Annotated in this window: 12 protein-coding genes; 3 read left to right on the top strand and 9 right to left on the bottom strand. The window is 69.9% G+C overall.

The window, feature by feature from the left end; all coding sequences use genetic code 11:
• Nucleotides 1–395: 395 nt before the first annotated feature.
• The 7 genes from AX737_RS38390 to AX737_RS38360 all read right to left on the bottom strand — a co-directional run bounded on the left by AX737_RS38390 (nt 396) and on the right by AX737_RS38360 (nt 6,072).
• Nucleotides 396–1,220 (bottom strand): succinate dehydrogenase iron-sulfur subunit, encoded by an 825-nt coding sequence (locus tag AX737_RS38390; protein ID WP_066925412.1) that lies wholly within the window; start codon nt 1,218–1,220, stop codon nt 396–398.
• A gap of 23 nt (nt 1,221–1,243) precedes the next feature.
• Nucleotides 1,244–1,618, bottom strand: coding sequence for a DUF5615 family PIN-like protein (locus AX737_RS38385; protein ID WP_156453908.1), 375 nt, complete (start codon nt 1,616–1,618; stop codon nt 1,244–1,246).
• Nucleotides 1,615–1,860 carry a DUF433 domain-containing protein gene (locus AX737_RS38380; protein ID WP_066925406.1) on the bottom strand — a complete coding sequence of 82 codons (246 nt, stop codon included), beginning with the start codon at nt 1,858–1,860 and terminating at the stop codon, nt 1,615–1,617. The genes AX737_RS38385 and AX737_RS38380 overlap by 4 nt, the downstream gene beginning before the upstream one ends.
• An 89-nt stretch (nt 1,861–1,949) precedes the next feature.
• Nucleotides 1,950–3,767, bottom strand: coding sequence for a succinate dehydrogenase flavoprotein subunit (gene sdhA / locus AX737_RS38375; RefSeq protein WP_066925403.1), 1,818 nt, complete (start codon nt 3,765–3,767; stop codon nt 1,950–1,952).
• Between the two features lie 22 nt (nt 3,768–3,789).
• The gene (gene sdhD, locus AX737_RS38370) at nt 3,790–4,203 is read right to left on the bottom strand and encodes a succinate dehydrogenase, hydrophobic membrane anchor protein (RefSeq protein ID WP_066925401.1); all 414 of its coding nucleotides are present in this window, start codon (nt 4,201–4,203) and stop codon (nt 3,790–3,792) included.
• Between the two features lie 11 nt (nt 4,204–4,214).
• Nucleotides 4,215–4,616 (bottom strand): succinate dehydrogenase, cytochrome b556 subunit, encoded by a 402-nt coding sequence (gene sdhC, locus AX737_RS38365; protein WP_066925398.1) that lies wholly within the window; start codon nt 4,614–4,616, stop codon nt 4,215–4,217.
• Between the two features lie 154 nt (nt 4,617–4,770).
• Nucleotides 4,771–6,072: an SLC13 family permease gene (locus tag AX737_RS38360; RefSeq protein WP_066925395.1), complete on the bottom strand. Its 1,302-nt coding sequence runs from the start codon at nt 6,070–6,072 to the stop codon at nt 4,771–4,773.
• A gap of 169 nt (nt 6,073–6,241) precedes the next feature.
• On the opposite strand from AX737_RS38360, the gene AX737_RS38355 reads away from it, so the two are divergent.
• Together AX737_RS38355 and AX737_RS38350 are read left to right on the top strand one after the other, a co-directional pair.
• Nucleotides 6,242–7,126 carry a LysR substrate-binding domain-containing protein gene (locus AX737_RS38355; RefSeq protein WP_197430694.1) on the top strand — a complete coding sequence of 295 codons (885 nt, stop codon included), beginning with the start codon at nt 6,242–6,244 and terminating at the stop codon, nt 7,124–7,126.
• 61 nt (nt 7,127–7,187) lie between these two features.
• On the top strand, nt 7,188–8,873 hold the full coding sequence (locus AX737_RS38350; RefSeq protein ID WP_238231397.1) for a thiamine pyrophosphate-binding protein: 1,686 nt from the start codon (nt 7,188–7,190) through the stop codon (nt 8,871–8,873).
• 113 nt (nt 8,874–8,986) lie between these two features.
• On the opposite strand, the gene AX737_RS38345 is transcribed toward AX737_RS38350, so the two are convergent.
• Both AX737_RS38345 and AX737_RS38340 read right to left on the bottom strand, forming a co-directional pair.
• The gene (locus tag AX737_RS38345; protein ID WP_066925389.1) at nt 8,987–9,412 is read right to left on the bottom strand and encodes a hypothetical protein; all 426 of its coding nucleotides are present in this window, start codon (nt 9,410–9,412) and stop codon (nt 8,987–8,989) included.
• A gap of 53 nt (nt 9,413–9,465) precedes the next feature.
• Nucleotides 9,466–10,158, bottom strand: a complete 693-nt coding sequence (locus AX737_RS38340) for a glutathione S-transferase family protein (protein WP_066925386.1) — start codon at nt 10,156–10,158, stop codon at nt 9,466–9,468.
• 242 nt (nt 10,159–10,400) lie between these two features.
• Between AX737_RS38340 and AX737_RS38335 the strand changes: the two genes are divergently transcribed.
• The gene (locus AX737_RS38335) at nt 10,401–11,204 is read left to right on the top strand and encodes an undecaprenyl-diphosphate phosphatase (protein WP_066925384.1); all 804 of its coding nucleotides are present in this window, start codon (nt 10,401–10,403) and stop codon (nt 11,202–11,204) included.
• Nucleotides 11,205–11,475 lie beyond the last annotated feature (271 nt).

Genomic DNA, 11,475 nt, shown 5'->3' with positions numbered 1-11,475 from the left:
ACAGAAACGGACGCGTCATCGACCTCGGATCCCGTGGGGCGCCCCCTCGCGGCGCGCGGTCCCTGCCTCGCCATCAAATGCGATGCCCGCAAGGCGGTGCCGGGTCGGGCCCTCTGGGAAGCGGGGACGGGGCGGGATTTCCGCCGGACTGTGGCGCCCCGGTCGCACCCGCGCGTCTCGAGCAGGTCCGAGACGAAACGGCCTGGATGCCGCCACCCCGGCCGCCGGGAGCCAACAGGGTCGTGGATCCCAAAGGTCGAGACCTTTGGCGGGTGCAGGGTGGAACCCTGCATTTGGAACCTCCACCCCGGCTTTGCCGGGTCGGCGATCCCAAGCCAGGGGCTTCGCGCCCCTGGACCTCGCCCAAGGGGCTCGCCCCTTGGGGATCCCGGGACCTAGACCGCGCGCTCGACCATCATCTTCTTGATCTCGGCGATGGCCTTGGCCGGGTTCAGGTTCTTCGGGCAGGTGTTGGCGCAGTTCATGATCGTGTGGCAGCGGTAGAGCCGGAACGGGTCGTGCAGGCTGTCGAGCCGGTCGCCGGTGTTCTCGTCGCGCGAGTCGATCAGCCAGCGATAGGCCTGCAGCAGGGCCGCCGGGCCGAGGAAGCGGTCGCCGTTCCACCAGTAGCTCGGGCAGCTCGTGGTGCAGCAGGCGCACAGGATGCACTCGTAGAGGCCGTCGAGACGGGCGCGGTCCTCCGGCGTCTGGCGCCACTCCTTCTCGGGGGCGGGCGTCTCGGTCTGGAGCCAGGGCTCGATCGCGGCGTGCTGGGCGAAGAAGTTGGTCAGGTCCGGGACCAGATCCTTCAGCACCGGCATGTGCGGGAGGGGATAGATCCGCACCGCGCCGTCCTTGTCCTTGCGGGTGAGGATCGGCAGGGCGTTGTCGGGGCTCTTGCACTCGTCGATGCCCATCGTGCAGGCCAGCGTGTTCTGGCCCTCGATGTTCATCGCGCAGGAGCCGCAGATGCCCTCGCGGCAGGAGCGACGGAAGACCAGCGTCGAGTCGACCTTGTTCTTGATCCACAAGAGCGCGTCGAGCACCATCGGCCCGCAATCGTCGCGGTCGACCTGATAGGTGTCGATCCGCGGGTTGGCGCCGTCGTCCGGGTTCCAGCGGTAGATGCGGAAGGTCTGCAGGTTCTTCGCCCCGGCCGGCGCCGGCCAGGACTTGCCCTCGCGGACCTGCGAGTTCTTGGGGAGTGCGAACTGAGCCATAATTCTGCTTTCAGCGAAGACGGTCAGAGAGACGTGTCGGAGGCGAGGACGCGAACCCGCACGCGGTCGTCCTCGATCGTAACGATGGCGCCCGTGCCGAGCGGGGCCTGATGTTCGGTGATCACGCGCACTACCAGGGGCAGGTGGCGTTCCATCTCCACCCGACCGCAGCGGATCTGGATGACGCTTGGCGCGATCAGCGCCTGCCGCGTCAACGCCGCGCCGAAATCGAGATCGCGGGTGAGCACGACCGCGTCGTTCGCGCGCGCCCACGCCATGATCGCGTCATCGGCAGCATCCTGTGGGCCGAGCGCACTCCAATGGACGGCATCGACCCCCTTCCCGTGCAAGCCGGCGATCCAGGCGACCGACAGGTTCATGTCAACGACGAGTTTCATTCTGCCGCAGCCAGCGCGACATCGCGGAAACTCGCCAGCGAGGCTCCGAAGCGGAGCGCTTCGAGAATGTCCTCACGCTCCAGATACGGGTACCCGGCGAGCAGTTCGTCGACCGTCGTTCCGCCGCCCAACTCGCCGAGGATCATACTCACGGTCACGCGCATGCCGCGAATGCAGGGCTTGCCCCCCATGACGGCGGGGTCGACCGAGATCCGGGGGAAGCTCTGGAAGGTATGCATCATGACAGACCTCCTCGACGCGGCACGTGGGCGGAAGCGCTACGGGTGCGTCGCGCGAACCAGGAACGATTCGCGCGACGCGGTCATAAAAATCAATACACGCGCGCCTTCGGCTCGATGTACTGGATCTCGTTCGACATCGTGTAGGTGTGGACCGGGCGGTAATCGATCGTGGTCCGGTGCGCGCTCTCGTCGAGCCAGGAGAGGGTGTGCTTCATCCACTCCTTGTCGTCGCGGTCCGGGAAATCCTCGCGGGCATGCGCCCCGCGCGATTCCTTGCGGTTGGCGGCCGATTCCATCGTCACCACCGCCTGGCCGATCAGGTTGTCGAACTCCAGGGTCTCGAGGAGGTCGGTGTTCCAGACGAGCGAGCGATCGGTGATCTTCACGTCGGCGGCCGCGTGCCAGACCTTGTTGATCAGGCCGCGCCCCTCCTCCAGCACCTCGCCGGTGCGGAAGACCGCGCAGTTGTTCTGCATCGTCTTCTGCATCTCCAGGCGCAGCTCCGCGGTGGGCGTCGCGCCGTCGGCGTAGCGGAAGCGGTCGAGCCGGCTGAGCGCCTTGTCGGTCGCCTCCTTCGGCGCGTCCGGGATCCGGCCGTTGGCCTCGACGATGTCGGCGCAGCGCAGGCCAGCCGCGCGGCCGAACACCACGAGGTCGATCAGCGAGTTCGAGCCGAGGCGGTTGGCGCCGTGCACCGAGACGCAGGCCGCCTCGCCGATCGCCATCAGGCCCGGCACGACGGTGTCCGGGTCGCCGTTCTTAAGGGTCAGCACCTCGCCGTGATAGTTCGTCGGGATGCCGCCCATGTTGTAGTGCACGGTCGGCAGGACCGGGATCGGCTCCTTCGTCACGTCCACGCCCGCGAAGATCTTGGCGCTCTCCGAGATGCCCGGCAGGCGCTCGTGCAGGATCTTCGGGTCGAGGTGGTCGAGGTGGAGGAAGATGTGATCCCCGCCCTTGCCGACGCCGCGGCCGGCCCGGATCTCCATGGTCATCGAGCGCGAGACCACGTCGCGCGAGGCGAGGTCCTTGGCGGACGGCGCGTAGCGCTCCATGAAGCGCTCGCCCTCGGAGTTCGTCAGGTAGCCGCCCTCGCCGCGCGCGCCCTCCGTGATGAGGCAGCCCGCGCCGTAGATGCCGGTCGGGTGGAACTGCACGAATTCCATGTCCTGCAGCGGCAGGCCGGCGCGCAGTACCATGCCGCCGCCGTCGCCCGTGCAGGTATGGGCCGAGGTCGCCGAGAAGTAGGCGCGGCCGTAGCCGCCGGTCGCCAGGATGGTCATCGCGGCGCGGAAGCGGTGGATCTCGCCGGTGGCCTGATCCATCGCGATGACGCCGCGGCAGCGGCCGTCCTCGTCCATCATCAGGTCGAGGGCGAAGTACTCGATGAAGAAGTTGGTCTGGTTCTTCACCGCCTGCCCGTAGAGGGTGTGCAGCATGGCGTGGCCGGTGCGGTCGGCCGCCGCGCAGGTGCGCTGGGCGGTGCCCTTGCCGTAATCGGTGGTCATGCCGCCGAAGGGCCGCTGGTAGATCTTGCCTTCCTCGGTCCGCGAGAACGGCACGCCCCAATGCTCGAGCTCGTACACCGCCGCCGGGGCGTTGCGCACGAGGTACTCGATCGCGTCCTGGTCGCCGAGCCAGTCCGACCCCTTCACGGTGTCGTACATGTGCCAGCGCCAGTCGTCCGGGCCCATGTTGCCGAGCGAGGCCGAGATGCCGCCCTGCGCCGCCACGGTGTGCGAGCGGGTCGGGAAGACCTTGGAGATGCAGGCGGTGCGCAGGCCGGCTTGGCTGCAGCCGACGGTGGCGCGAAGCCCCGCGCCGCCGGCCCCGACGACGACGACGTCGAAGCTGTGGTCGTTGATGGTGTAGGCGGGCTGCGACCCGTTGGTGCCGTTGGCGGCCATGGAAGAGCTCCTGTCGTTCGGGTCAGACGAGGCGGCCCAGCCCCACGCGCAGGATCGCGTAGAAGCAGGCCACGGCGACGACGACCGTGTAGATGGTGTTGGCGAACAGAGCGGTGACGCGCAGCGCCTTGTCGTGGACGTAGTCCTCGATGATCACCTGCATGCCGACGCGCATGTGCAGCGTGACCGAGAGGACGGTGAGGATCAGGACGATCGCCACGAGCGGGTGCCCGATCAGCGCCACCGCCTCCGGGTAGGGGCGGCCGGCCATCATCGCCACGATGATCACGAAACCGATGATCAGCGGAGGGTTGGCGGCGGCGGTGAGGCGCTGGAACCACCAGTGGTCGGCCCCGTGCCCGGAGGCGCCGAGGCCGCGCACGCGGGCGCGCGGGGTGCGGATAGAGACGTTCGTGTCCTGGCGGTTGTCGGCCATCTCTGCCTCCGTCAGCGCAGCGTCAGGGCGGCGGCCCAGATCACGAGAGTGAGGGCCACCGAGCCGATCAGCGTGAAGCGCGACAGGTTCATGCGGGTGGTGCGGTCGAGGCCGACGCCGAAATCCCAGACGAAGTGGCGCAGGCCCCCCAGCATGTGGTGCATCAGGATCCAGGTGTAGCCGAACAGCACGATCCGCCCGATCCACGAGCCGAAGAACCACGCCACCCAGCCGTAGGCCGCCGGGCCGGAGGCGAGGGCCACCAGCCAGATCGCGACCAGCGCCGTGCCGCCGTAGAGGGCGGTGCCGGTGATGCGGTGGGCCACCGACATCGCCATCGTCCAGGTCACGCGGTAGATCTGGAGGTGCGGCGAGAGGGGTTGGGCCGTGGTCGGCCGGGCGGTGGGTGCCATCGTGTCGGGCCTCGCAGTTGCGAACTGAAGCGTCTCTAAACTGGTAGGGCTAGGCCGCCGAGGGGCAAGCCGCAATGCGGCATGAACGATCCGGCGGATCTGTCACGCTTATGATTCTGAATACGATTTCTTCGTACTCGCCCCTGCGCCCGCCTCATGGCAGCCACCCGAGCGCGCGCCACCAGAGGTAGTTCAACGGCGCTGCAACAACGAGTGATGCGGTGCCGAAGGCGACGGTGAGGCGGGTGGCGTCCCGCAGGGACACGCCGCCCAGCTCGCGCGCGAACACGATCGGCGGCGCTTGGTAGGGGAAGAACACGGTACTGTAGCCCACGACCTGAATCATCACCACGGTCAACGCGGGCAGCCCGCTTCCCGTCGCCATCTCGCCGGCGAGGGCCGTGTAGAGCGCGGGCGCGCCGTTGGCGGTGACGAGGAGCGTCAGCGCGGTGGCGATGCCGGTGAGCACGGCGTAGTTCTGGGCGTCGGCGCCCGGCTCCAGGGGGGCGACGGCGAGCAGGGCGTGGCCGAGGCGGGCGCCGAGCCCGGTCTCGTTGACGAGCGCCACGAGGCCGAGCAGGGCCGCGATGTAGAAGCAGGTGCGCAGCGAGACCTGCCCGAAGGCGTCGGCCGGGATCACGCCCACGCGCGGCATGATGCAGAGCGCGGCGGCCGCGAGCCCGATCCAGGCCGGGGCGATGCCGTGCAGGCTGTCGGTCGCCCAGAGCGCCAGGGTCGCGACGAGGAGTGCGGCGAGCCGCCGTTCCGCGCCCGAGAGCGGGGCCGTGGCGGCGGCGCCGTCGCGCCGGGGCTCCAGCCGGTCGGGGAAGAGGCGCACGACGAGGAGCGTCAGGAGGCCGCCCTTCGCGACCGCCAGGACCGGGCCGTGCAGCCAGAGATAGGGCAGGTAGGAGAGATGCAGCCCGAGCAGGCTCTCGGCGGCGCCCGCCATGACGAGGTTCGGCACGTTGGCGGGCAGGATCGCGGCCGAGAGGTTGGGCGTCGCCACGCCCACGGCCAGCACGGCGGCGGCCCGTCCCGGCCGCCCGGGGCCGAGGCCGAACCGGTCGCACAGCGCCAGCGTCACCGGGATCATCAGGGCGATGCGCCCGAGATTGGAGGGCATCACGAAGGCGAGGGCGACGCTGAAGGCGACGAGTCCGCCGATGAAGCGCGGGTAGGAGCCGCCGAGCCGGCCGGAGAGCCCCTGCGCCAGGCGCGCCCCGAGCCCGGTGCGGGTCATCGCCTGCCCCACCACCATGCCGGCGAGCACCAGCCAGAAGGCGGAGGCCGCAAACCCCGAGAACACGGTGGCGGGCGCCCCGAGCTTCAGGAGCATCGCCAGCGCGAAGAAGACGAGGACCGTGACGATCTCGGGGATCAGCGCGGTCGCCCACAGGCCCATGCAGAGCACGAGCAGGGCGCCGGTCGCCCAGATGGCCGCCTCTCCGTGCATGGATGAACCCCCGTTCGAGGCCGGCAGCATTCTGCCGGTCTGGAACCGTTCGCAATTCGGGACTCGTTGACGGAGCCTTCGTGGAAGGCGAAGGCAAGGGCTCGGAAATCCCCCGCAGAGTGAGGAGGGAGAGCGACGCGCTTCGCCCCTCACGGATGCTGGAGCCACGATGATGCGCTTCGACCTCGTCGATCTCTCGCTGTTCCGCCACGTGGTCGAGGCCGGCTCGATCACGCACGGGGCGGCGTGGGCGCATCTCGCACTCGCCGCCGCCTCGACACGGATCCGCGGGTTGGAGGAGAGCCTCGGCGCCGCCCTCCTCACCCGCAGCCGCCTCGGCGCCAGCCCGACGCCGGCGGGGCGGGCGCTTCTCGCCCACGCCCGTACGATCCTGGCGGCGGTCGAGCGGATGCAGACCGAGCTCTCGGCCTTCTCCGGCGGCACGGTCGGGCAGATTCGGGTGGTGGCGAACACCAACGCGCTGACCGAGTTCCTGCCGGAGGCCCTCTCGGCCTATCTGGCGGCGCATCCCGGCGTCAGCGTCGACATCGACGAGCACACCTCGGACGAGATCGTCGGGCTGGTGGCCGAGGGCGCGGCCGATCTCGGCATCCTCTCCGGCACGGTCGACACGGCTGCGCTGCAGACCTTCCCGTTCCGGCAGGACCGCTTCGTGGTGGCGGCGGCGAGCGGCCACCCGCTGGCGGGGCGGGAGGCCGTGTCCTTCGCGCAGGTGCTGGAGCACGATCTCGTCGGTCTCGACCGGGCGAGCGCCATCACGCGCTTCCTCGCCGAGCGCGCGGCGCGGATCGGACGCCCGATGCGGCTGCGGGTCCAGTTGCGGGGCTTCGATGCGGTCTGCCGGCTGGCCGACGCCCGGGTGGGGCTCGGCATCGTGCCGGAGAGCACGGCGCGCCGCGCCGCCCGCGGGCTCGACATCGCCGTGGTGCCGCTGACCGATCCCTGGGCCAGCCGCGACCTCACCTTGTGCCTGCGCGACCTTGCGGCGCTTCCGGCCTTCGCGCAGGCCTTCGTGGCGCATCTGCGGGCCTGACGCGGGGGGCGGCTTGGCGTAGCCTCTCGCCTTTCGGATGGAGCGAGAGGAGCGGGCTGGCGTGATCGCGACGGTGGATTCGGTGGCCCCGCGGCGCGGGGCGGCGCTGCTCCTCGAGGTGCTGCGCTCGGAGGGCGTGCGCTACATCTTCGGCAATCCGGGCACCACGGAGCTGCCCCTCATCGACGCGCTCACCGAGACGCCGGACATCGCCTACGTGCTGGCCCTGCAGGAGGCGAGCGCGGTCGCGATGGCGGACGGCTACGCGCAGGGCGCGCGGCGCCCGGCCTTCCTCAACCTGCACACGGCGGGCGGGCTCGGGCACGGCTTCGGCAACCTGATCAACTCGCACGTCTCGGGCACGCCGCTGGTGGTGACGGCGGGCCAGCAGGATTCGCGGCACGCCATCACCGACCCGCTGCTCTCGGGGGACCTCGTCGCCATCGCGACGCCCGCGGTGAAATGGGCGCGCGAGGTGACGAACGCCGACCAGCTCGCGATCCTGCTGCGGCGCGCCTTCCACGACTGCAACGCCGCGCCCTCCGGCCCCGTCTTCCTGTCGCTGCCGATGGACGTGATGGAGGCGATGACGGCGGCGCCCGCGGGCGCGGTCTCGACCATCGACCGCTGCGCCACGGCGGGCTCGCTCGACCGCCTGGCCGACCACCTCGCGGCGGTGCCGCCCGGCCGGTTGGCGCTGATCGCGGGCGACGAGATCGATTCGAGCGACGCCTCGTCCCAGGCGGTGGCGCTGGCCGACCGCCTCGGCGCTCCCGTCTACGGCTCGTCCTGGCCGGCCCACATCCCCTTCCCGACGGCGCACCCGCTCTGGGCCGGAAACCTGCCGACCAAGGCGACGGAGATCGCAGAGATCCTGGGAGGTTACGACGCAGTCTTCGCGCTGGGTGGCAAGTCGTTGATCACGGTCTTGTACACCGAGGGCTCGGCGGTGCCGGCCTCGACGCAAGTGTTCCAGCTCTCGGCGGACGTGCGCGACCTCGGTCGCACCTATACCACGACGCTCTCGATGGTCGGCGACATCCGCGCCTCGCTCGACGCGCTGCTGCCGCTGCTGGAGCCCCGCCTCGCGCCCCAGGCGGAGGCCTACGCGAAGCTGCGTGCGCGGGCGGCGGAGGCGCGGGTGGCCCGGCGCGCCCGGCTCGCGGAGGCGGCGGATGCCGCCTTCGCCGACCCGGTGATCGCGCCGCTGGTCGCGGCCCGCGAGGTGGCGCGCGCGGTCGGTCACGATGTCGCGATCGTGGACGAGGCGCCCGCGACGCTCACCCACCTGCGCACCTTCCTCGACAGCCCGAACACCCACCAGTACGCGGCCATGCGCGGCGGCGTGCTCGGCTGGGGCATGCCGGCCGCGGTCGGCTTCTCGCTCGGCCTCGACCGCGCGCCCGTGGTCTGCGTGGTCGGGGACGGGGCCGCGATGTACTCGCCCCAGGCGCTCTGGACGGCGGCGCACGAGCGCCTGCCGGTCACCTTCGTGGTGATCAACAACGCCGAGTACAACATCCTGAAGCGGTTCATGAAAACGCAGACCCACTACGCCTCCGTGCGGGCCAACCGCTTCATCGCGATGGACCTCGTCGATCCGCGCATCGACTTCCCGTCCCTGGCCGCCTCGATGGGCGTGCCGGCCCGGCGGATCGAGCGGGCCGGCGACATCGCGCCCGCGATCGAGGCGGGGATCCGCTCAGGGAAACCGAACCTCGTGGAGGTGGTGGTTCAGGCGACGTGATACGGTTACCGTTCGATCGCCTCAGCGCGCACGGGTCCCCCCCTCTCCCCGCGCGCGGGGAGAGGGGAAGCGCGGCATCTTAAAGCGGTAGGAGAGGATGTTTGCTGGGTGGATCAAGCACTTGATGCTTGATCCTCGCAAGGTGCGTGAGACTGTGCGCTGTCCGGCCCTGGCCGCTGGGCGTTCCAGATCGCTTCGAGCAGTTCCAGCGCGTCCTCGGTGTACGCGATGTCCCCGGTCCAGTAGCGGACGAGGACGTCGAGGTTCTTCTCGACCCAGGCTTCCTGGGCCCGCTCCTCGCCCGGGCCCAGGCGATGCCCGTCCACGAACCGGTAGGGCCGGAGCGCGTAGGATCCCATCTGGGCGTTGCGCACCTTCGGGTTGGGCGAGACCTTCACGCGGACGTCGTGCTGGGCGCCGTCGCGCTGCGAGATGAAGACGATGAAGGGCAGGCCCGTTCTCTGAGACCGCAGATTGGCCATGCCGAACGTCGCCTGCCCCTGAGGCTCGTCGGTGTGGCGGGTGCTCCGGAAATTCATCCCGGCCTCCTCGATCCGCCGCCGTCTGAGCCGGAATGGTGCGCCGCCCCGTTCTAGAAATCCAGGTCCGCGTAGTGCGGCGCGGGCGGCATGCCCGGCACACGGTCGGCGAGCAGGCTGCGGAACGAGGGCCGCGACTTCACCCGCGCGTACCAGTCCCGCGCCGTCTCATCGTCGTCCCAGGGCACGTCGCCGAGATAGTCCACGCAGGAGAGATGCGCCGCCGCGGCCAGATCCGCGTAGGTGAGGTGGTCGCCCGCGATCCAGCGACGCCGGGCCATCAGGTAGCCGATGTACTTGAGGTGGTAGCCCACGTTGATCCGCGCCGCCCGGATCGCGTTCATGTCCGGCGCCCCGCCCCCGTCGCGGCTCGACATGAAGCGCTTCGAGATCTTCTCGGTGACGAGGTAGCCCGTCACCTCGGCGTCGAACTTCACAAGGAACCATTCGAGCAGGCGGCGCACCTCGACCCGGTCGGCGGTCGCCTCCGGCATCATCCGCCGGCCGGTCAGGCCGAGGCCCCGGGTCTCGTCGAGATACTCGGCGATGATCCCGGCGCCCGGCACCACGAGGCCGCCCTGCTCCAGCAGCACCGGCGTCTGGCCGGCCGGGTTGAGCATCAGGAACTCGTCCCGCCGCTCCCAGGGCTTCTCCTCGGCGAGCACCGGCTCCATGCCCATCTCGGCGAGCACGAGCCGGATGAAGCGGGAATTGGCGCAGAAGGGAAAGTGATAGAGCGTCGCCATCGAGGCCGTTCGAAACGGGCGGGGTGCCGGCCGGACGCACCGCAGGAAAACTTCGCGGGACCGGGCAGGAGGATGAGATATGTCCCGATCGTTGCCGACCCCTTAACACGCCGGCCTCTCTCCGGTAACTGCCCGTCAACCTTGGCGGCCGTTCGCTGGGTCTTGCGTTCCCTGGATCTTGGCGGCCGCCCACTCTTTCGGGCTATGCGGGCCCGCTCACCGGACAATCGAGGCGGACAGACATGGATGCGATGAGCATCGCGAAGGCGGTCGTGCTCGCGGTCGTCGAGGGCGCCACCGAGTTCATCCCGGTCTCCTCCACCGGCCACCAGCTCCTCGTCGGGCACTTCATCGGCTTCCACTCGCCCAACAACACCTTCGAGGTGCTGATCCAGCTCGGCGCCATCCTGGCGATCCTGGCCGTGTATTTCCGGCGGCTGCTCGCCATCGCGACCGCCCTGCCCCGCGACCCGAACGCGCGCCGCTTCGTGCTGGCGATCCTGCTGGCCTTCCTGCCGGCGGCGATCATCGGCGGCCTCTTCTCGAAGCTGATCAAGGCCTACCTGTTCAACCCCTGGATCGTCTGCGCCACCCTGGTGGCGGGCGGCCTCGTGCTGCTCGTCCTCGACGACACCGAGCTGGAGGTGAAGAAGACCGACGTCTACGATTTCAGCCTGCCCATGGCGCTGAAGATCGGCGTGTTCCAGTGCCTCGCCATGATCCCGGGCGTGTCGCGCTCGGGCGCCACCATCGTGGGCGCGATGCTGATGGGCGCCGACAAGCGCTCGGCCACCGAGTTCTCGTTCTACCTCGCCATGCCGACCATGGCGGGCGCCTTCGCCAAGGACCTGCTCGACAACTACAAGAACCTCAACGCCGACGACACGGGCCTGATCGTGATCGGCTTCGTGGTGGCCTTCTTCGCGGCGCTGATCGTGGTGCGCACCGTCCTCGACTACGTCGCGCGGCACGGCTTCTGGCTGTTCGCGTGGTGGCGCATCATCGTGGGCGCGCTGGGCTTTGCGGGGCTCATCATCCTGGGTTGAGACCATTTGCACGGGCTCGGCCGATCGGGCGATTGCCACGCTTGTCCCGGTATGCGAGGGCAGGTGACGAAGAACGGGCGGATGTAACCGTCCGCCCGAGGATTCGCAGGGCCCGCCGCGCATGGAAGACAGACCGCTCGCCGACCTCTTCGAGCCCGCCACCCGCGAGCGCTGGCTCGGCCTCGTCGCGGGCGTGCTCAAGGGCGCCGACTTCGAGAAGCGCCTCGTCTCGAAGACCGCCGACGGCCTGCGCATCGAGCCCCTGTACGAC

Source organism: Methylobacterium sp. CCH5-D2 (assembly GCF_001556475.1).
Lineage (GTDB): Bacteria > Pseudomonadota > Alphaproteobacteria > Rhizobiales > Beijerinckiaceae > Methylobacterium > Methylobacterium hispanicum.
This window is presented reverse-complemented; position numbering and strand designations above follow the sequence as displayed.

Bases quoted from the DNA above. Each gene is read 5' to 3' on its own strand.
- AX737_RS38390 (WP_066925412.1), bottom strand. From the start codon at position 1,220: ATGGCTCAGTTCGCACTCCCCAAGAACTCGCAGGTCCGCGAGGGCAAG.
- AX737_RS38385 (WP_156453908.1), bottom strand. From the start codon at position 1,618: ATGAAACTCGTCGTTGACATGAACCTGTCGGTCGCCTGGATCGCCGGC.
- AX737_RS38380 (WP_066925406.1), bottom strand. From the start codon at position 1,860: ATGATGCATACCTTCCAGAGCTTCCCCCGGATCTCGGTCGACCCCGCC.
- sdhA (WP_066925403.1), bottom strand. From the start codon at position 3,767: ATGGCCGCCAACGGCACCAACGGGTCGCAGCCCGCCTACACCATCAAC.
- sdhD (WP_066925401.1), bottom strand. From the start codon at position 4,203: ATGGCCGACAACCGCCAGGACACGAACGTCTCTATCCGCACCCCGCGC.
- sdhC (WP_066925398.1), bottom strand. From the start codon at position 4,616: ATGGCACCCACCGCCCGGCCGACCACGGCCCAACCCCTCTCGCCGCAC.
- AX737_RS38360 (WP_066925395.1), bottom strand. From the start codon at position 6,072: ATGCACGGAGAGGCGGCCATCTGGGCGACCGGCGCCCTGCTCGTGCTC.
- AX737_RS38355 (WP_197430694.1), top strand. From the start codon at position 6,242: ATGATGCGCTTCGACCTCGTCGATCTCTCGCTGTTCCGCCACGTGGTC.
- AX737_RS38345 (WP_066925389.1), bottom strand. From the start codon at position 9,412: ATGAATTTCCGGAGCACCCGCCACACCGACGAGCCTCAGGGGCAGGCG.
- AX737_RS38340 (WP_066925386.1), bottom strand. From the start codon at position 10,158: ATGGCGACGCTCTATCACTTTCCCTTCTGCGCCAATTCCCGCTTCATC.
- AX737_RS38335 (WP_066925384.1), top strand. From the start codon at position 10,401: ATGGATGCGATGAGCATCGCGAAGGCGGTCGTGCTCGCGGTCGTCGAG.